General features: G+C 71.8%; 2 protein-coding genes. Both read left to right on the top strand.

Annotation, left to right across the window (positions count from 1 at the left end; translation table 11 throughout):
• Window positions 1-22,070 (top strand): non-ribosomal peptide synthase/polyketide synthase (locus D7X96_RS33455; protein ID WP_121771576.1); only part of this gene is annotated, 22,070 nt, incomplete at its 5' end.
• Between the two features lie 243 nt (window positions 22,071-22,313).
• The coding region (locus D7X96_RS33460) for an AMP-binding protein (protein ID WP_147468456.1) at window positions 22,314-22,632 on the top strand (319 nt) is incomplete at its 3' end.

Genomic DNA, 22,632 nt, shown 5'->3' on the forward strand with positions numbered 1-22,632 from the left:
CCCCTCCCCCGCCCGGCCGCGACGACGCGCCCCGTGGCGACGTGGAGGAACGCGTGGCCGCGCTGTGGCGCGACCGTCTGGGCCTGGAGTTCGTGGGCCGCCATGACGACTTCCTGGAACTCGGTGGCAACTCGCTGACTGCCGCGCAGCTGCTCAATCAGCTCCGTGATGCCTTCGGCGTGAACCTTCCCCTCGCCGCCCTCTTCGAGGCCCCCACCGTCGCCGGCATCGCGGAGCGCCTGGAGCCCCTGCTGCGCGAAGCGCCGCAGGCCCCCGTCTCCACGGAGCTTCCGCTGGTGCCGCTGCCTCGCGACGGCGAGCTGCCCCTGTCCTTCGTGCAGGAGCGCGTCTGGCGCCTGGAGCAGCACCTGCCCGGCCTGTCCGCGTACAACCTCCCGGTCGTCCTCCGGCTCGAAGGAGACCTGGACGCGGCCGTGCTGGAGCGCGGCATCCAGGAGATCGTCCAGCGCCACGAAGCGCTGCGCACCACCTACGACGCCGTGGACGGCCGCCCCGTGCAGCGCTTCCACGCGCGGATGCACGTCCCGCTCACCCGCGTGGAGCTGCGCGGCCCGATGGAGACCCGCGAACCCGAAGCCCTGCGGATCGCCCGCGAGGACGCCGCGAAGCCGTTCGACCTGGTCCAGGGCCCCGTCCTGCGCACCACCCTGGTCCGCATCGACGTGAAGCAGCACCTGCTCATCGTCAGCATCCACCACATCGTCAGCGACACGATGTCCCTGGCCCTGTTCGTCCAGGAGCTGGGCCAGCTCTACGACGCCTTCCTCCAGGGCCGCCCCTCGCCGCTCAAGCCCCTGCCCCTCCAGTACGCGGACTTCGGCGCGTGGCAGCGCCGGGGACTCGCGACCGGACGGCTGGCTGAACAGGACCAGGGCTGGCGGCAGCGGCTGGCCGGCATGCCTCGCCGGTTGGATCTGCCCACCGACCGGCCCCGCTCCAACGAGCCCGTCATCGCCTCCGCGCGCATGCTCGTGGACTTCCCTCCCGCGCTCGCCCACGAACTGCTGGCCTTCACGCGCCGCGAGGGCTTCACCGGCTACATGACGGTGCTCGCCGCGTGGCAGTCGCTGCTGCATCGCTACAGTGGCCAGACGGACGTCGTCGTCGGCACGCCCATCGCCAACCGCACGCGGCCGGAGTTGATGCCGCTCATCGGGTACGTGGCGCACTCGGCGGCGTTCCGCACGCGCTTCTCCGAAGGGCTCACGTTCCGCGAGCTGCTGGTCCAGGTGCGCGGCGAGGTCGCGGACGCGCAGACGCGCCCGGACGTGCCCTTCGAGTACCTGGTGGAAGCGCTCATCCCGGGCCATGACATCGGCCGCGGGCGCATGACGGACTCCGTGTTCGTCTACCACACGGGCGCGAGCTCGTCGGAGACGCTGGAGCTCATCGGCCTGCGCGGCTCGCTGGTGGAGGTGCCCGGCACGCCCGTGCAGTGGGGCTCCACCCTGAGCGAGCTGACCCTCGTCCTCTTCGAGCACCCCACCCGCATCCACGGCGCGCTGGAGTACGCGAAGGACCTGTTCGACGCCGCCACCACGGCGCGGCTCGTGGAGCACTTCCAGGTGCTGCTGGCCGCGGCGCTCGCGAACCCCGACCTGCCGGTGGCGCACCTGCCGCTCACCACCGACGACGAGCGCCGCGCCTGGCCCACGCCTCGCGCCACGCCGGGGCTCGTCGCCGTGCCCACGCTGCTCGCGGAGCGGCGCGCGCGCCAGGGGGGGGACACCGCCCTGTCCCAGGGAGACACGCACTGGACCTGGAGCGAGCTGGGCGCCCGCGCGGATGCCCTGGCCGCGCGGCTGACGGCCCTGGGCGTGAAGGCCGGAACGCCGGTGGCCGTGTGCCTGCGGACATCGCCGGAGAAGCTGGCCGCGCTGTGGGCCGTGCTGAGCGCGGGCGGCGCGTGCGTCACGCTGGGCCCGTCCGACCTGGGCCACCTGCCCGTGTACGCGCCTGAAGGCTCGCCGGTGCCGGTGCTCGTCACCACACGCGGCCTGGTGGGCTCCGTGCGCGTGGATGCAGCACGCGTCGTCTACGTGGAGGACCTTCAGGCTTCGAGCGCGGCCCCCGCGGCCTCGAACGTCGAACCGCACGCCCTCGCCTGGCTGCTGCCCGCGGGCCGGGGCCAGCCCGCGTGGGCGTTGGGCCACCGGGAGCTGGCGGAGTTCTTCTCCGGTCTGGACACGCGCCTGTCGCCCCCGGACGGCGGCGCGTGGCTGTCCGCGAGCGAGCCGTCCTCCGACCGTCCGGAGCTGGAGGCGCTGTGGGCGCTGACTCGCGGCCTGCGGGTGGTGTTCCCGCCGGAGCGCATCACCGCGGGGCTGGTGAACCTGCATGGTGGCGGGCCTCGCGCGAAGGCCATGGACGTGAGCCTCATCTACTTCGCCAACGACGAGGACACGCTCCAGGGGCCGAAGTACGAGCTGCTGCTCGAGGGCGCCAGGTTCGCGGACGCGAATGGCTTCTCAGCGGTGTGGACGCCGGAGCGGCACTTCCACTCGTTCGGCGGTCTGTACCCGCAGCCCGCGGTGGTGGCGGCGGGCATCGCCACCGTCACGAAGCACCTGCGCCTGCGCTCGGGCAGCGTGGTGCTGCCGCTGCATGATCCGCTGCTCATCGCGGAGCAGTGGTCCGTGGTGGACAACCTGTCCCAGGGCCGCGTGGGCCTGTCCGTGGCCACCGGCTGGCACACGCAGGACTTCACCTTCGCGCCGGGCAACTACGAGAAGCGGCGCGACATCCTCCTGGAGAAGCTCTCCACGCTGCGCGCGCTGTGGCGCGGCGAGCGCTTCAAGCGTCCCGCGGGCGCCGGCAGCACGGCCGAGGTCGGCCTACGCCCGAAGCCGGTGCAGAAGGAGCTGCCGGTGTGGCTCACCGCCACGGGCAACCCGGAGACCTTCCGCATGGCGGGCGAGCTGGGCGCGGGCGTGCTCACGGGCCTGCTGTCCCATTCGCTGGAGGAGCTGAAGCAGAAGGTGGCGCTGTACCGGGACGCGTGGCGCCGCAATGGCCACCCGGGCCGCGGCCACATCACCTGCATGCTGCACACGTACCTGGGCGACGACGAACAGGAGGTGCTGCGCACGGTGCGCCAGCCGCTGCTCGGCTACTTCCGCAGCTCGGTGGACATCAGCACGTCGCTGCTCCAGGCGCAGGGCATCACCGACGTCCAGAAGCTGTCGCCGGACGACATCAACGCGGTGCTGGAGCGCACCTTCGAGAACCACGCGAAGAACACCGGCCTGCTGGGCACGGTGGACAGCGCGCTCAAGCGGCTGCGCGACGTGCGCGCGGCGGACGTGGACGAGGTGGCGGCGCTCATCGACTTCGGCCTGGACACCCCGGTGGTGCTGGAAGGCCTGCGCCGGCTGGCGGTGGTGCGCGAGCGCATGGACGCGGAGGCCGCCGCCCGCCAGGAGCAGGTGCTGGTGGAGGCCGAGGCGGGCGTGGAGGGGCTGCTGGAGCTGGCCCGCCAGTCCGGCGCGGTGCTGCTGCACACGTCGGCGCGGCTGGCGCGCTCGCTGAGCGAGCTGCCCGGAGCGCGCGAGTCGCTGTCCCGCGTGGGCGCGCTGGTGCTGGAGGGCGCGTCGGTGGAGCTGGGCGCGGCGCTGCACCGGGCCGCGGGCGTGGAGGTGTGGCTGTCGGGTGACGCCCAGGAGGGCGCGCTGCTGCCGCGCACGCTGGCGGAGCGCATCCCCGGCAACCTCCAGGCCTGGGTGCTGGACGCGGCCGGACAGCCCGTGCCCGCGGGCGTGGTGGGCGAACTGGCCCTGGCGGGCGCGGGCCTCCCCACGGCGCTGTGGCGCGCGAGCGATGAAGAGCACCGCCGCCTGGTGCCGCACCCTCGCGAGTCCGCCGCCCGGCTGTACCGCACGGGCCGCCATGTCCGGTTGCGCGTGGATGGGCGCGTGGATCCGGTGGCCTCACCGTCGAGACTCCCCCCTCCGCCCGTGGCGCGTCCCGCAGTGGAGGCTCCGCGCCCCCTGGCTCCGGCGGTCGCGCCGGCCGTCACCCCGAAGGTCGTGGACCTGGGCCCGCCGCCCATCCCGCGCGTGGGCCGCGACACGCCGCTGCCCCTGTCCTTCGCGCAGCAGCGCCTCTGGTACCTCCAGCAGCTGGAGCCCTCGAGCAGCGCGTACAACAACCCCGCCATCTTCCGGCTCACGGGCGAGCTGGACGAAGCCGCGCTCCAGACCGCGCTGGACACGCTGGTGGTCCGCCACGAGGTGCTGCGCACCACCTACTCCCTGGACGGGGACCATGCGGTGCAGGTCATCCACCCGCCCCGGGGCCTGCCGCTCCAGCACTGGGACGTGCCCGGCGACACGCCGGAGGCGCGGGAAGCGGCGATGCGCGCCTACTTCCAGGAGGCCGTGCGCCAGCCCTTCGACCTGGAGAAGGAAGTCGTCCGCGGGGCGCTCTTGCGCATGGGCGAGCGCGAGCACGTGCTGCTCGTGACGTTCCACCACGCGGTGTCCGACGCGTGGTGCACCATGGTCATCGCGCATGAGCTGACGGTGAACTACACCGCGTTCCGCGCGGGCCAGCCGTCGCCGCTGCCGGAGCTGCCGGTGCAGTACGCGGACTATGCCGTGTGGCAGCGCAAGTGGCTGGAAGGCGGCGTGATGGAGAAGCAGGTGGCCTGGTGGAGGGACCACCTGGCCGGTGCGCCCGCGCTGGAGCTGCCCACGGACCGGCCGCGCCCGGCGGTCATGTCCTTCTCGGGCGCGCGGTACACCTTCCTCCTGCCGTCGGAGGTCTCCGCGCCGCTGCTGGCGCTGGGCCGCAAGCACGGCGCCACGTCGTTCATGGTGTTGATGGCGCTCTACCAGACGGTGCTGTCGCGCTACTCCGGCCAGGAGGACTTCGTCGTCGGCACGCCCATCGCGGGCCGCACGCGGCCGGAGCTCGAGTGGCTGATGGGGTGCTTCATCAACACCCTGCCCTTCCGCTCGCGCCTGTCAGGCATGCCGTCCTTCGTGGAGCTGCTGGGCCGCGTGCGCACGCAGACCCTGGAGGCCTTCGCGCACCAGGACGCCCCGTTCGAGCGCGTGCTGGACGCGATGCAGCTGCCGCGTGACCTGAGCCGCACCCCGCTGTTCCAGGCGAGTATCAACCTGGTCAACACGCCCCTGCCCAAGGCCCGCCCGGAGGGGCTGGAGCTGACCCCGGTGGAGGTGCCGACCGGCACTGCCAAGTTCGACCTGGGCATGGAGGTGGTGGAGGGCCGTGACGGCTTCCACTGCAGCATGGAGTACGTCACCGCCCTCTTCGACGCGGCCACCATCGAGCGCCTGGCCGGGCACATGGTGACCCTGGCGCGCGAGGTGGTGGCCCAGCCCCGCATGCCCGTTGCCCGGCTGCCCCTCATGGACGAGGCGGAACGCGAGCGCGTGCTGCGCTCCTGGAACGCCACCTTCCGGAACATCCCGCGAGAGGCCGTCCTGCCAGACCTCTTCGCCATTCACGTCGCGCACCAGCCGGACGAGGTGGCGGTGGAATTCGGGGACGCGCACCTGACGTACGCGCAGCTGGATGCGCGCTCGAACCAGTGGGCGCACCTGCTGCGCGGGCACGGCGTGGGCCCGGACGTGCTGGTGGCGGTGTGCCTGGAGCGCTCCCTGGAGCTCATTGTCTCCCTGCTCGCCATCCTCAAGGCGGGGGGCGCGTACGTGCCGCTCGACCCGAACTACCCGGCGCCGCGCCTGGCCGCGATGCTGGAGGACGCGCCCGCGAAGCTGCTCCTCACCACGCGCAGGATGCGCGAAGCGCTGCCGGTGGAGCTGCCGTCCCTCTTCGTGGAGGAAACACCCGTCGCGGACCTGCCCACGTCGCGCGTGGAGGACACCGGCCTGCGCTCGCGCCACCTGGCGTACGTGGACTTCACGTCCGGCAGCACCGGACGCCCCAAGGGCGTCGCGGTGGATCACCTCGCGGTGATGCGCCTGTTGCAGCACCCGGCCTTCGGGCACATGTGCCTGAACAACGAGACGTTCCTGCACATCGCGCCCATCTCCTTCGACCCGGCGACGCTCGAGATCTGGGGGCCGCTCTCCCACGGTGGCCGGCTGGTGGTGTTCCCTCCCACGTCGCCGTCGGACCTGGAGGTGCTGGCGCAGGTCATCCAGCGCCATGAGGTCACGTCGATGATGCTCACGGCGGGCCTCTTCACGCAGGTGGTGGACCTGAAGCTGGAGGCCCTGCGGAGCGTGCGGTGGCTCATCTCGGGCGGCGACGTCATCTCGCCCGTGCACTCGCGCAAGCTGCTGGAGGCGCATCCGGGCCTCATCTTCTACGCCTGCTACGGCCCCACCGAGGCGACGGTGATCGCCTCCGTGCACAAGATGGTGGAACCCGCGAGCGTGGAGACCCCCGTGCCCCTGGGGCGGCCCATCACGAACACGGACCTGTACGTCCTGGATGCGCACGGACAGCCGGTACCCCCGGGAGTCCCCGGCGAGCTGTTCATCGGCGGCGACGGCCTGGCGCGCGGCTACATCTCGCGGCCGGACCTCACCGCGGAGCGCTTCGTCCCGCACCCCTTCTCCTCGCAACCGGGTGCGCGCCTCTACCGCACGGGCGACCTGGCGCGCTGGCGGCCGGACGGGGTGCTGGACTTCCTGGGCCGCACCGACCACCAGGTGAAGGTGCGTGGCTTCCGCGTCGAGCTGGCGGAGGTGGAGGCCGCCCTGTCCGCGCATCCGGAGGTGCGCGAGGCCGTGGCCGTGGTGCGCGAGGACGTGCCCGGCGACAAGCGGCTGGTGGCCTACGTCGTCCCCGCGTCCGTCCCCGATCCGGAAGTCCTGCGCGACTTCATGCGCCAGCGGGTGCCGGACTACATGCTGCCGTCGGTCTTCGTCCCGCTGGATGCCCTGCCGCTGACGCCGCAGGACAAGGTGGACCGCAAGGCCCTGCCCGCGCCGTCGGGCCAGCGCGCCTCGCGCCGTGAGTTCGTCGCGCCGCAAACGCCCCGGGAGCAGGTGCTGGCCCAGGTGCTGGCCCAGGTGCTGCGTGTCGATCGCGTGGGCCTGGACGACAACTTCTTCGAGCTGGGCGGCGACTCCATCATCAGCCTTCAGGTCGTCGCGAGGGCGCGGCAGGCCGGCGTGCGGTTGCAGGTGAAGGACCTCTTCCAGCACCCCACCCTGGGCGCGCTGGCGGCCGTGGCTCGGGACGGAGAGGCCACCCTCGCGGAGCAGGGCCCGGTGGTGGGCGAAGTGCCCCTCACGCCCATCCAGGTGGACCTGTTCGAGCGTGAGCCGACGTACCCGCACCACTTCAACCACGCCCTGCTGCTCAAGGCCCGTCAGCCGCTGAAGGCCGATGGGGTCGAGCGGGCCATCCAGGCACTCGTCGCCCATCACGACGCCCTGCGCCTGCGCTACGTGCACGCCGAGGACGGCTCATGGCGCCAGGAGGCCGTGGCCCCCGAGGACGCGCGCCCCGTGCTCGTCCAGGTGGACCTGTCCATGTTGCCCCAGGAGGCCCGGCTCGCCGCGATGGAGCGCGAGGCCGCGAAGCTCCAGGCGGACTTCGACCTGGCCACGCCTCCGCTGGTGCGCGTGGCGCTGTTCCAGTTCGGCACCGGGGAGCCGCAGCGCCTGCTGCTGATCATCCACCACCTGGTGGTGGACGCGGTGTCGTGGCGCATCCTGGTGGAGGATTTGGAGACGGCGTACCTCCAGCTCCAGTCGGCCCGTGCTCCGGCGCTGCCCGCGAAGACGACGTCGTTCCAGGCCTGGGCGCGGCGGCTGGAGAAGCACGCCCTGACGGACGCGCTGGGCGCGCAGGAGTCCTTCTGGCGGAACGCGATGCAAGGCGACGTGGCCCCGCTGCCGGTGGACGGCCCGGGTCCGTACACGTACGCGTCGCGCGCCTCCGTCGCCGTCGAGCTGGACGCCGAGGAGACGCGGCGGTTGCTCCAGGAGACGCCCACCGGTTGGCGGGCGCGCATCGACGACGTGCTCCTGACGGCGCTCGCCCGGACGTTGGGTGAATGGACCGGGAAGCCGGACGTGCTCATCGAGCTGGAGGGCCATGGCCGCGAGGAGCTGTTCGCGGACGTGGACATCTCGCGCACGGTGGGCTGGTTCACGTCCGTGGCGCCGGCCCTGCTGCGGCTGCCCGCGGGCGGGACGTTGGGAGACGGGCTGCGCGCGGTGCGGGATTCGCTGAAGGCGTGGCCCGGCCGGGGCATCGGCTTCAACCTGCTGCGCCACCTGGGGCCCCCGGAGACGCGGGCCCGGCTGGCCGCCCTGCCCAAGGCGCAGGTGTCGTTCAACTACCTGGGTCAGCTGGACGGCACGGCCGCCGCCAGCACGCTCTTCACGATGAGCGACGAGCCGGTGGGGCCCATCGTGGAGCCCCGGGCCGTGCAGCCGCACGCGCTGGCCGTGGACGGTTCGGTGCTCCAGGGCCGGCTGCGGATGACGTTCGGCTACAGCCAGCGGCAGCACCACGAGGCGACGGTGCGGGCGCTGGCGGAGCGCTTCCTCAAGGAGCTGCGAGAGCTGATCGCCCAGCGCCATTCGGAGGACGCGCGGCGGCGCACGCCGGGTGACTTCCCGCTGGCCCGCCTGTCTCAGACCGCGTTGGACTCGGTGCTCGCGGCGCGCGGCCCCACGGTGGAGGACCTTTTCCCGCTGTCCCCGCTCCAGGAGGGCATGCTCTTCCACGCCCTGAACACTCCGGAGGCGGCCCTCTACTTCGAGCAGGCCGCGTGGTCGAGCCACTCGGACGTGGACATCGCGCTGCTCCAGCGGACGTGGCAGACGGCCGTGGACCGCAACCCCATCCTGCGCACCGCGTTCGTGTGGGAGGGCCTGGAGTCCCCGCTGCAGGTGGTGCACTCGCACGCGACGTTGCCGTTCATCGTCCACGACTGGCGTCACCTGCCGGAGGTGGAGCAGCCCGCCGCGCTGGCGAAGCTGATGGCCGACGACCGTGCGCAGGGCTTCGACGTGGCGAGGGCGCCGCTGTCGAGGATGACGGCGGTACGCCTGGGGGATGCGCGCTGGCGCTTCCTCTGGAGTCACCATCACCTGTTGATGGACGGCTGGAGCATGGGCCTGTTCTTCCAGGAGGTCTTCGCCCTCTACGACGCCCTGCGCGCCGGGACGCCGCCGCCGCCCTCGGGCCGGCCTCCGTTCCGCGACTACATCGCGTGGTTGGATCGCCGAGACCCGGCGGAGGACGAGCGCTTCTGGAGAGACCAGCTCGCGGGCCTGTCCGCGCCCACACCCCTGCCTTCGGCGCGGCCTGCGTCGTTGGTGAAGCCCACCACGTCCGACAAGCGGCCCGACGTTCGGGTGGCGTTGCCGGGGCCGGTCACCACCGCACTGGAGTCCTTCGCTAAGCGGCATCAGCTCACGCTCAACACGCTGACGCAGGCGGCCTGGGCGCTGGTGCTGGCGCGCCACTCGGACACGCGCGACGTGATCTTCGGCACCACACTGGCGGGCCGTCCGCCGGAGTTGCCGGGCGCGGACGCGATGCTGGGTCTGCTCATCACCACGCAGCCGGTGCGCATCGCGCTGCCCGGTGACGGCGAGCCGGTGCTGCCGTGGCTCCAGTCCCTCCAGGCGAAGCTGCTGGGCATCCAGCAGCACCAGTACACGCCGCTGGTCGCGGCGCACGGTTGGAGCGACATCCCGCGGGGACAGCCGCTGTTCCAGTCGCTGTTCGTCTTCGAGAACTACCCGTTCGACGAATCCGTGCTGCGCCGGTTCACCGCGATGGACCTGCGCGACCTGGAGTTCGGCGACAGCACGAACTACCCGCTGTCGGCCACGGTGGTGCCGCGCGAAGAGCTCCAACTGCAGCTGGTCTACGACGCCGGCCGCTTCGACGAGGACGCCGTGCGCAGGGTGCTGGGCCAGTGGCGGCAGGCGCTGGAGGAGTTGATCCAGCCGGACGTCCGGCTGGAGGACGTGTCCCTGCTGTCCGCCGGAGACCGGGACGCATTGCTGCGAGCCGGCACCGGTGACGCCCTGGACTTCGAGCGCGACGCCACGCTGCACGCGCGCTTCGAAAAGCAGGCCGCCGAGACGCCGGAAGCACCGGCCGTGGTGTTCGGTGAGACGGCGCTGACGTACCGGCAGCTCAACGCGAGGGCCAACGCGCTCGCCTGGGAGCTGCGGTCTCTGGGCGTGGGCCCTGAGGTGACGGTGGCGCTGTGCCTGGAGCGCTCGGTGGAGGGCGTGGTCGCGCTGCTGGCGGTGCTCAAGGCCGGAGGCGCCTTCGTGCCGGTGGACCCGTCGGCCCCGGCCGCACGGAAGTCCTTCGTCCTCAAGGATTGCGGCGCGTCCGTCCTGGTGACGACGACGGCCGTGCAAGAAGCATGGGACCCCGAAGTGCCCCACCGGGTGCGGCTTGACGAAAAACCTGTCCGACTGTCGGACAGGTTTTCGGAGAACCTGCCCCCGGCGGCGGGCCCGGCCAACCTGGCCTACGTCCTCTACACCTCGGGCTCCACCGGCACGCCCAAGGGCGTGATGGTGCAGCACCGGCCGGTCCTCAACTTGCATCAGGCGCTGACGCGCAGCCTCCACGCGGGGCTGGCGCCGGGCCAGCGCGTCACCGTCAACGCACCGCTTCACTTCGATGCGTCCATCGCCCAGGTGGTCCAGTTGCTCAGCGGCCACTGCCTGCACGTCGTCCCGGAGGCCCTGCGGCAGGACCCGGAAGCGATGGTGGCGTGGCTGGAGGAGCAGCGCATCGACGTGCTGGACTGCACGCCTTCGCAGCTGCGGCTGATGCTGGCCGCGGGCCTGTTGGAGCGCGCCCATGTCCCGGGCGTCATCTCCGTGGGCGGCGAGGCGGTGGATCCGGAGTCGTGGCGTCAGCTGCGTGCATCCCATCGCACCCGGGCTTTCAACGAGTACGGCCCGACGGAATGCACCGTGGACTCGGTGGACTGGCGCATCCAGGACGCCGTGCAGAAGACGCCCGTCATTGGCCGGCCGCTGGCCAACCTGCGCACGTACGTGCTGGACGCGCAGCAGCGGCTGGTGCCCTTCGGTACTCCAGGCGAGCTGTGCATCAGCGGTGAAGGCGTCACGCGCGGCTACCTGGGCCGCCCGGACCTGACGGCCGAGCGCTTCGTGCCGGATCCGTTCAGCACGGAGCCCGGCGCGCGCCTCTACCGCACCGGCGACAAGGCGCGCTGGCGCGAAGACGGCACGTTGGAATACCTGGGCCGGTTGGACTTCCAGGTGAAGCTGCGCGGCTACCGCATCGAGCCAGGCGAAATCGAAGCCACGCTCCGCTCGCACCCGGAGGTCCGCGACGCGGTGGTCCTGGTCCGCGAGGACCGGCTCATTGCCTGGGTCGCGCCCCAGATGGACACGGCGCCCCTGCGTCAGCACCTGCGCCGGACCTTGCCGGAGTACATGGTGCCCGCCGCGTTCGTCGCGCTGGACGCCCTGCCCCAGACTCGCAACGGCAAGGTGGACCGCGACGCCCTGCCCTCGCCGGAGGCCACCCCGGCCCCGGCGCGCGTCGTCGAACCGCCTGCGACGCCCACGGAGGCAACGCTCGCCACGCTGTGGTCCGAAGTGCTGCGTGTCCCGGCGGTGGGCCGCCATGACGGCTTCTTCGAACTCGGTGGTCACTCGCTCCTGGCCACGCAGCTGGTGTCCCGAGTGCGTGCGCGCTTCAACGTGGAGCTGCCCCTGCGTGCCCTGCTGGAGGGCCCCACGGTGGCGGAGCTGGCGCGCCGCATCGACGCGCTCCAGCAGCCTCGAGAGGCGTCTCCGTCCGCGCTGCCTTCGCTGGTCCGTGTGCAACGGCCGGACGTGCTGCCGTTGTCCTTCGCGCAGCAGCGCATGTGGTTCGCCGAACAGCTGGGCACCGCGGGCACCGCCTACAGCGTCCCGCACCTGCTGGACCTGGATGGCTCGCTGGATGTCATCGTCCTGCTGGCCGCGTTCGACGAACTGGTGCGCCGCCACGAAGCGCTGCGCACCACGTTCCAGTCGCGCGAAGGCACTCCGTCGCAGGTCATCCACCCGCCGTTCCCCATGTCCCTGCGGCACGCGGACCTGTCCGCGCTTGCGACGCCGGAGGCTCGGGAGGCGGAGGTGTCGCGGCTGGCACAGGAGGAGTCCTCCACCCCGTTCGACCTGGAGCACGGCCCGCTGTTCCGGGGGCTCCTGATGAAGCTCGGGCCCACGAAGCATGTGCTGCTGCTCAACACGCACCACATCGTGACGGACGGCTGGTCCACCGGCGTGCTGGTGCGGGAGATGGCCGCCCTCTACGCGGCCTTCATGGCGGAGCAACCGTCGCCCCTGCCGGAGCTGACGGTCCAGTTCGCGGACCATGCCCTCTGGCAGCGCGCCTGGTTCCAGGGGGATGTCCTGGAGTCGCAGCTGGCGTACTGGCGCGGCCAGCTGGACGGCGCCGCGCCCACGCTGGAACTGCCCACGGATCATCCGCGTCCGGTCCGTGAGCAGGCATATCGCGCCGGGAGCCAGGCATTCGCCCTGTCTCGCGAGCTGAGCGAGGCGGTGGAGGCCTGCGCGCGGCAGGCATCCGCCACGCCCTTCATGGTGCTGCTCGCGGCGTTCCAGCTGCTGCTGCACAGGTACTCCGGGCAGGAGGACGTGCTCGTGGGATCGCCCATCGCGGGCCGCCGCCATGCCGAGGCGGAGTCGCTGCTCGGCTTCTTCGCGAACACCGTCGTGCTGCGCACCCGCGTGCGCGGGACGCTGCGCTTCCGCGAGCTGCTGGAGCAGGTGCGCGCCACCACGCTGGGCGCCTACGAGCATCAGGACCTCCCGTTCGAAAAGCTGGTGGAAGCCCTCCAGCCGGAGCGGGACCTGGGCCGCACGCCGCTCTTCCAGGTGACGTTCACGCTCCAGAACGCCCCCATGCCGGAGCTGGCGCTGCCGGGGCTGAGGCTCAAGACCCGGGAGGTGCCAAAGGAGTCCACCCTCTTCGACCTGCAATGCGTGCTGGCCCGGGGGCCAGACGGCTTCGAGGGCGTGCTGGGCTTCAACCAGGACCTGTTCGACCCGGACACCATCGCCGGCATGGTGGGTCACCTGCGCATGCTGCTGGAGTCCGCTGTCCGCTCTCCGGACACGCGGCTGCCGGAGCTGCCTTGGCTCACGGCGGAGGAGCGTCAGCGGTTGCTCACCGGCTGGTGCGGCACCGCCCGCGACTTCCCGCGTGACGCGTCCGTGGCCGCGCTGTTCTCCGAGCAGGCCGCGCGCGCGCCGGACGCCACGGCGCTGAAGGCCGGAGAGCGGCGGATGTCGTACGCGGCGCTGGACCGGGCCTCGAACCAGCTGGCGCATCACCTGCGGCGCCAGGGCGTGCGGCCCGGCCACCGGGTGGGCCTGTGCGTGGAGCGCTCGTTCGGGAGCATCACCGCCATCCTGGGCATCCTGAAGACCGGCGCGGCCTACGTACCGGTGGATCCCCAGGCCCCCGCTGAGCGCATCGCGTGGGTGCTGCGCGAGGCGGGCGTCAACCTCCTCGTGACCGAGGCCGCGGTGGCGGGCGAGCTGCCCGCCATGACGGACCTCCGGGTCCTGCTGGACGCGGACGCGGCCGCCATCGCCCGGCAGTCCGAGGCGGCGCTGGACGTGGCGGTGTCCTCGGAGGCGCTGGCCTACGTGATGTTCACGTCGGGCAGCACCGGCCGGCCCAAGGGCGTGAGTGTCCCGCACCGGGGCATCACCCGCCTGGTGCTCGGCGCGGACTTCATCCACTTCGGCCCCGACGAGGTCTGCCTCCAGCTGGCCCCCATCGCGTTCGACGCGTCCACGCTGGAGATCTGGGGCGCGCTGCTGCATGGCGCGACGCTGGTGGTCGCCCCCGCGGGCGCGTTGTCACTCGGGGACACCGGCGCGCTGCTGCGGCGCGAGGGCGTCACCACGCTGTGGCTCACCGCCGCCCTCTTCGAACAGATGGTGCTGCACCAGGGCGATGCGCTGGCCCGCGTGAAGCAGGTGCTCGCGGGTGGCGACGTGCTGCCCGTGGAGCGCGTGCGTGAGCACCTGGGGCGGATGGCCCCGGGGTCGGTGCTCGTCAATGGTTACGGCCCCACGGAGAACACCACGTTCTCCGCCACGCACACGCTGCGCGCGGGGGACACCGTGGGCCGCTCGGTGCCCATTGGCCGGCCGTTGACGAACTCCACGGTCTGGGTGCTGGACGCCGCGCTCCAGCCCGTGCCGCCGGGCGTGCCGGGAACGCTGTACGTGGGCGGAGACGGCCTGGCCTGGGGCTACCTCCAGCGTCCGGACCTCACCGCCGAGCGCTTCCTCCCCCACCCCTTCGCCACCCAGCCCGGAGCACGCCTCTACGACACGGGCGACCGCGTGCGCTGGCTGCGGGACGGCACGCTGGAGTTCCTGGGCCGCGCCGACTTCCAGGTGAAGCTGCGTGGCTACCGCATCGAGCCGGGTGAAGTCGAAGCCACGCTGCGCCAGTCGCCCGAGGTCCAGGAGGCGGTGGTCGTCGTGCGCGAGGACGTGCCCGGCGACCGGCGCCTCGTGGCCTACGTCGTGTCCGGCGAGGACGGCGGCATCGACACGGGCGCGCTGCGGGCGGCCGTGCAGAAGCAGCTGCCGGACTCCATGGTGCCTTCGGCCATCGTGGTGCTGCCGGAGCTGCCGCTGAGCCCCAACGGCAAGGTGGACCGCAAGGCCCTGCCCGCGCCGAAGGCCCGCACCGAGGAGTTGGGGTCAGCCACGCCCCGAAGCGCGCTGGAGAAGGCGATCGCGGGCATCTGGGCGGAGGTGCTGCACCTTGGGCAGGTGGACATCCACGCCGACTTCTTCAAGCTGGGTGGGCACTCGCTGCTGGCCACGCAGGTGGTGGCGCGCATCCGGTCCACGTTGGGACTGGAGGTGCCGCTGGGTGAGCTGTTCCGTTCGCCCACGGTGGCGTCGCTGGCGGAGAAGCTGGCGGATGCCCGCCGCACCCAGGCGCCGCCGCTGGTCCACGTGGAGCGCACGTCCGCGCCGCCGCTGTCGTTCGCGCAGCAGCGCCTGTGGTTCATCGACCAGCTGGAGCCGGGAAGCCCGCTGTACAACATGCCGCTGGCCTTGAGCCTCACGGGCGACCTGGACGTGGAAGCGCTGCGCGCCAGTCTGGACGCGTTGATGGCGCGGCATGAATCCCTGCGGACCACGTTCCGCATGGACGCAGGCAAGCCGGTGCAGGACATCCACCCGGAGGGTCATGTCCCCCTGGAGGTGGTGGACCTGACGGGCCTGGGCGCTCGCGCCGCGAGGCAGGCCGAGGCCTGGCGCCTGGGCCACGCCGAATCCCTTCGTCCGTTCGACCTGACCCACGGCCCGGTGATCCGCGCGCTGCTCCTGAAGCTGGATGAGCGGGAGCACCTGCTGGTGCTGCACCTGCACCACATCGTGTCCGACGGCTGGTCGCTGGGCGTCCTCGTGCGCGAGCTCACCGCGCTCTATGCGGCTCGGCGCTCGGGGCAGCCGGTGGCGCTGCCGGAGCTGCCGGTGCAGTACGCGGACTTCGCCCTCTGGCAGCGCGGCTGGCTCCAGGGGGAGGTGCTCCAGTCGCAGGTGGACTGGTGGAAGCAGCAGCTGTCCGGAGCCCCCTTCGTGCTGGACCTGCCCACGGACCGGCCGAGGACGGCCGGCACTTCGCGGCGAGGCGGCCTGCTCCGGGTGTCGCTGCCGCGCGCCCTGAGCGAGCGCGTGGAGGCCCTGGCGCAGGGTGAAGGCGCCACGCCCTTCATGGTGCTGCTGGCGGCGTTCCAGACGTTGCTGCATCGCGCGTCCGGGCAGGACGACGTGCTGGTGGGCTCGCCCATCGCGAACCGCCGGCACGCGGAGACGGAGGGCCTCATCGGCTTCTTCGTGAACATGCTGGTGCTGCGAGGCCGCTTCAGCCCGAGGACGACGTTCCGTGAGCTGCTCACGCAGGTGCGTGGCAGCACGCTGGGCGCGTACGCGCACCAGGACCTCCCGTTCGAACACCTGGTGGAAGCGCTCCAGCCCGAGCGCGACCTGGGGCGCACGCCGTTGTTCCAGGCGATGTTCGCGCTCCAGAACGCCCCGCTGCCGGAGCTGGCCGTGCCCGGCCTGACCGTGGCCCCGGCCCACCTGGAGGGCGACACCCCGTCACAGTTCGAGCTGGCCCTGAACCTGGGTCGGTCCTCGGAAGGCTACGAAGGCCACCTGGGTTACGCGGCGGACCTGTTCGACGCGGGCACCATCGAACGGCTCTTCGTCCAGCTGCGGCGGCTGCTGGAGGCCGTGTGCGAAGCGCCGGACCTGCCGCTGGTGGACGTGCCGCTGGTGTCGCCGGAGGAGCTGGCGCGCCTGGTGCGCATGGGCAGCGGCGAGCTGGTGGACTTCGAGCGCGATGCCACGCTGCACGGCCTCATTGAACAGCAGGTGGCCCGCACTCCGGACGCACCGGCCGTGGTGTTCGGAGAGACAGCGCTGACGTACCGGCAGCTCGACACGCGGGCGAACCAGCTCGCGTGGAGGCTGCGCTCCATTGGGGTTGGGCCGGAGGTTCGGGTGGCCCTGTGCATCGAGCGTTCGGTGGAGGCCATTGTCGCGCTCCTCGCGGTCCTCAAGGCCGGCGGCGCCTTCGTGCCGCTGGACCCCGGAGCCCCGCCCGCGCGCAGGGACTTCATGCTGACGGACAGCGCCGCGGCCGTGCTCATCACGACGGAAGCTGCATGCGGGGACTGGAGCCCCTACGGCGTGCAGGAGGTCTGGCTGGACGTGGAGCACGCCGGACTGGGCGCGCTCTCCCACGAGCCCCTGCCCGCGCTGACGGGCCCGGAGCACCTGGCGTACGTGCTGTACACGTCCGGCTCCACGGGCACGCCCAAGGGCGTGATGGTGCAGCACCGCACCATCCTCAACATGCACCGGGCCTTCGTCCGCGCGTTCTACGCGGGCCAGCCCCGAGGCCAGCGCGTCAGCGTCAACGCGCCGCTGTACTTCGACGCGGTGATGGAGCGCGTGGTGCAGCTCATCGACGGCCACTGCCTCTACGTCGTCCCGGACGCGCTGCGCGTGGACCCGGAGGCGATGCTCGCGTGGCTGGAGCAGCACCGGATTGATTCGTTCGACTGCACGCCCGCGCAGCTCAAGCCGCTGCTGGCGGCAGGAATGCTGGAGCGCGCCTGGGTGCCGCCCCTCGTGATGATGGGGGGTGACGCCTTGGACGTGGAGTCGTGGCGGAAGCTGGCCGCGACGGACCGCACCCGGGTCTTCAATGGCTACGGCCCCACGGAGTGCACGGTCTGCACGGCAGGCGTGACCATCCAGGGAACCCGCCGGACGGAGCCCTTCATCGGGCGTCCGGTGGCGAACCTGACCGCGTACGTGCTCGACGAAAGGCAGCGGCTGGTGCCCATCGGCATGCCGGGCGAGCTGTGCTTCGCCGGTGAGAGTGTCACGCGCGGCTACCTGGGCCGGCCGGACCTGACCGCGGAACGCTTCATGCCGGATCCGTTCAGCACGGAGCCCGGAGCGCGCCTGTACCGCACGGGAGACAAGGGCCGCTGGAGGCCGGACGGCACGCTGGAGTTCATGGGCCGCCTGGACTTCCAGGTGAAGCTGCGCGGTTACTGCATCGAGCTGGGCGAAATCGAAGCCACGCTGCGCACGCACCCGGCGGTCGAGGACGCGGCGGCGCTGGTCCGCGACGACAGACTCGTGGCCTACGTCGTGACGGACGGCGACACGGAGGTGCTGCGTGAGCACCTGCGCCGGCACCTGCCGGAGTACATGGTGCCGTCGGCCTACGTCACCCTGCCCGTCCTGCCGCTGACCCCCAACGGAAAGCTGGACCGCAAGGCACTGCCCGCACCGGAGGCGCAGCTGCGATCCGCACGCGCGTACGAGGCACCGGCGTCGCCCGCGGAGGTGGCCCTGGCCACGCTGTGGGAGGAGTTGCTGGGCGTGCCCGTCGTGGGCCGCAATGACCACTTCTTCGATTTGGGTGGCCACTCGCTGCTGGCGACGCAATTGGTCTCCCGCATCCGCGCCCGCTTCGGCGTGGACGTGGGCGTCCGGGCGCTCTTCGAGTCCCCCACCCTGGCGGCGCTCGCCCAGCGGCTGCCGGACGCACCGGAGGCCAGCGCCCTGCCGCCGCTGCGCCCCGCGGAGGGCCCTGGCCCGCATCCGCTGTCGTTCGCGCAGCAGCGGCTGTGGTTCATCGATCAGCTCGACCCGGGCAGCGCGCTCTACAACATGCCCACGGCGCTGCGCCTCACGGGCGCGGTGGACGTGCCCGCGCTCCAGCAGGCCTTCGACGCGCTGGTGGAGCGGCACGAAGCGCTGCGCACCACCTTCGAGTCCCACGACGGAGAACCCCGCCAGCACGTGCACCCCGCCCCCACCGGAGTCCTGTCGGTGGTGGACCTGACGGACCTCCCGGAGGACGCGAGAGAAGCCGAGGCCGTCCGGCTCGCGAGCGAGGACGCACTGACGCCCTTCCATCTGGACGTGGGGCCGCTCGCGCGCCTCACGCTCCTGAAGCTGGGCGAAGCAGAGCATGTGCTGCTGCTGTGCATGCACCACACCATTGGCGACGGCTGGTCCATGAGCATCCTGGTGCGCGAAGTCACCGCGCTCTACGAGGCCTTCCGGCAAGGCCAGCCCTCACCGCTGGCCCCGCTGCCGGTGCAGTACCCGGACTTCGCCGTATGGCAGCGCGGGTGGCTCCAGGGTGAGGTGCTGGACGCGCAGCTCGCCTGGTGGAAGCAGCAGCTGGCCGGAGCCCCGCAGGCACTGGCGCTGCCCACGGACAAACCCCGTCCGCCCCAGCGGTCCGCACGGGGCGCGACGTTCCCGGTGCGCCTGTCACCGGCCCTGAGCGAAGCCGTGGAGGCCCTGGCCCAGACGGAGGGCGCCACGCCCTTCATGGTGCTGCTCGCGGCGTTCCAGACGCTGCTGCACCGGTACTCGGGGCAGGAAGACCTGCTGGTGGGCACGTCCATCGCGGGCCGCCGCCACGCGGAGACGGAGGGCCTCATCGGCTTCTTCGTCAACACGCTGGTGCTGCGCGCGAGGTTCGACGCCCGCCCGTCGTTCCGTGAGCTGGTCTCCCAGGTGCGTGCCACCACGTTGGGCGCGTACGAACACCAGGACCTCCCCTTCGAGCGGCTGGTGGAGGCCGTACAGCCCGCGAGAGACCTGTCGCGCACGCCCCTCATCCAGGCCCTCTTCGGGCTCCAGAACATGCCGGACGCGGAGGTGCGCCTGCCGGAGCTGACGCTGCGTCCGGTGGAGGTGGACCTGCCCTCGACGAAGTTCGACCTGGACCTGTCGCTGGCCCGCACGGAGCGCGGGTTCGAGGGGGCCCTCTCCTACGCCACGGACCTCTTCGAACCCGCCACGGCCCGAAGACTGACGGAGCACTTCCTCCAGCTGCTGGAGGGGGCGGTCTCACGGCCGGACACGAAGGTGGACGCCCTGCCCCTGCTGACGGCGGAGGAGCGCCAGTGGGTGCTCGAGGAGTGGAGCGGTGAGACGGCCCCCTTCGAGGAGGACGTGCCCTTCCACACGCGCTTCGAGCAGCAGGTGACCCGCACGCCCAAGGCCCCCGCCGTGGTGATGGGCGACACGACCGTGTCCTTCCATCAGCTCAACGTGCGCGCGAACCAGCTGGCGCACTACCTGCGCTCGCTGGGCGTGGGCCCGGACGTGACGGTGGCGTTCTGCCTGGAGCGCTCGCCGGAGGCCATCGTCGCCATCCTGGGCATCCTCAAGGCGGGCGGTGCGTACGTGCCGCTGGACCCCTCGGCCCCGGAGGCGCGCAGGGCCTTCATCCTGGAGAACAGCGGCGCATCCGTGCTGCTCACCACGCAGTCCCAGGTGGAGGCCTGGCAGCCGCCGGTGCGGCACGTGGTGCGGCTGGACGTGGACGCCCGGCGCATCGAAGCGTCCTCGCCTGGCAACCCGCGCGTGGCCCTGAGGCCGGAGCACCTGGCGTACGTCATCTACACGTCGGGCTCCACGGGCGCGCCCAAGGGCGTGATGATCCAGCACCGCTCGCTGGCGCATCTGCGGCGTGCGATGAACGAAGTCTGCTTCGACCGGGCAACCCGTCCGATGCGGGTCAGCGTCAACGCGCCGTACTTCTTCGATGCGTCGGTGCAGCAGCTGTCCCTGCTGCTGGACGGCCACGGCCTGTACCTCGTCCCTGAGTCCGTGCGGCGGGATCCGGAGGCGATGCTCGCGTGGGTGGCGCAGCACCGCATCGACCTGCTGGACACCACGCCGTCGCAGTACCAGCTGCTCCTGGAGGCGGGCCTGCTGGAGCGCGAGCACGTGCCGAGCCTCAGCTCCATCGGCGGCGAGGCGATGGACGAGGTGACGTGGCGCACGCTCGCGGCGACGCAGCGGACCTGGGCCTTCAACGCCTACGGTCCGACGGAGTGCACCGTGAACGCCACCATCGCCCCCATCCAGGGCAGCCCCATGCCCACGCCCGTCATCGGGCGCCCGCTGTTGAACCTGGGCGTGTACGTCCTGGACTCGAACCTGAACCCCGTGTCCGCGGGCGTCCCGGGTGAGCTGTTCATCGGGGGCGAGGGCCTGGCTCGGGGCTACCGGAACCGCCCGGACCTCACGGCGGAGCGCTTCATCCCCCACCCGTTCAGCACGGTCCCCGGGGCGCGGATGTACCGCACGGGTGACCGGGTCCGGTGGATGCAGGACGGCACCCTGGAGTACCTGGGCCGGTTGGACTTCCAGGTGAAGCTGCGCGGCTACCGCATCGAGCTGGGAGAAATCGAAGCCGCGCTGCGTGCGGCTCCAGGCGTGCGCGACGCGACGGTGTTGCTGCGCGAGGCCGCCCCCGGGTTCCCGCGCCTGGTGGCCTACGTCACGCCGGAGGTGGACACCGTTCCGCTCCGAAGCCACCTCCAGCGCACGCTGCCGGACTACATGGTGCCGGCCGCCTACGTCGCCCTGCCCGTCCTGCCGCTGACGCCCAACGGCAAGGTGGACCGCAAGGCGCTGCCCGTCCCCGTGGACGGCCCGGTGGACGTGGAGACCTTCGTGGGTCCCAGGAACGAAGGCGAGGCGCGGATCGCCGCGCTCTGGGCGGAGGCGCTGGGCGTGTCCACGGTGGACGTGCGCACCAGCTTCTTCGAGCTGGGTGGGCACTCGCTGCTGGCGGTGCGCTTGATGGCGGCGGTGAACCGGGAGACGGGCCGGAAGCTCCCGCTGTCGGCGCTCTTTCAGGCCCCCACGGTGGAGCGGTTCGCGGCACTGCTGGGAGAGACCGCCGAGGAGCCGAAGCCTTTCACTCCGCTGGTGCCCTTCACCAACGAAGGCACCGGCACGCCGTTCTTCTGCGTGCATCCGGTGGGCGGCAACGTGCTGGCCTACGCGGAGCTGGCTCGGAAGCTGGGGCCGGATCAGCCCTTCTACGGGATCCAGGCGCGTGGCCTGGACGGTGAAGCGCAGCCGCTGGACACGGTGGAGGCCCTGGCCGCCAGCTACGTGCGCGAGGTGCGGAAGGTCCAGCCCCATGGCCCGTACCGCCTGGGCGGCTGGTCCCTGGGCGGCGTCATCGCCTACGAGATGGCGCATCAGCTGCATGAGGCGGGTGAAGCCGTGGAGCTGGTGGCGATGATCGACTCCTACGTCCCGGAGACGGTGCCGGACTCCGAGCCGGACCTGGACCGCGCGCTGGCGGTAGGGATGTTCGCGCAGGACCTGGGCATCGACCCCGCGGCGCTGGAGTCCGAAGTGACGCTGGAGAAGGTGCTGGACGCCGCGGCCCAGGCCGGAGCGCTGCCGCCCGGCGTGGACGCCACGGCCCTCTTCCAGGTCTTCGAGGCCAACCTCGAAGCGGCCCGGCGCTACCACCCGCCCGCCATGGCCCAGCGCGTGCTGCGCATCCAGGCGGAGGAGCCGGCCGGCGACACGGGCTCGGGTGACGGCGGCTGGGCGGCGCTCGTGGGTGACCGGCTGGAGTCGCACCGCCTGCCGGGCACGCACTACACGCTGCTGCGCGAGCCGACGGTGCAGTCCGTGGCGGAGCTGTTGACGAAGGCGCTCAGCGACACGGACAAGGCGTAACGAAACCCACCTCCCGCGACACACCGGAGGTGGGACCGGATGTATCAGTCGGATCTGGGCATAAAGGTTTCATGGGGTGGTTGAAAGGGGTGGCTCGCCGCGTGTGATGACGCGGCGAGCCCCTGCTCTCCGAGTGGGCTGGCGTCGGAGGACTCCCGTGTTTCAACACAGCGAGTGCCTACGGCGTTGAGCATCCGGGCTGCTATTAAGTGTCGGCGTTTTTCGACACATGGACAGCCCACCGTGCCCGACTTCTCGCGAACCCTTCCTGGCGTCCTGCTGAAGCTTGTCCATGGGCCCAGTGCCCACGCGCCGCTCTACACGTTCCTGGGGGACGACGGAGAGGAGACCACCTGGAGCGCGTCGGAGCTGGACGTGCGCGCGAGGCGGATTGCTTCCGCGCTGAGTGAGCGTGGCGCGGCGGGCGAGCGCGTACTGCTGCTGTACCCGCCGGGGCTGGACTACATCGCCGGGTTCTTCGGCTGCCTGTATGCCGGGGCGGTGGCGGTGCCCGCGTATCCGCCGGACCCGATGCGGCTGGAGCGCACCCTGCCCCGGCTGC

The sequence above is a fragment of the Corallococcus interemptor genome (assembly GCF_003668875.1).
Lineage (GTDB): Bacteria > Myxococcota > Myxococcia > Myxococcales > Myxococcaceae > Corallococcus > Corallococcus interemptor.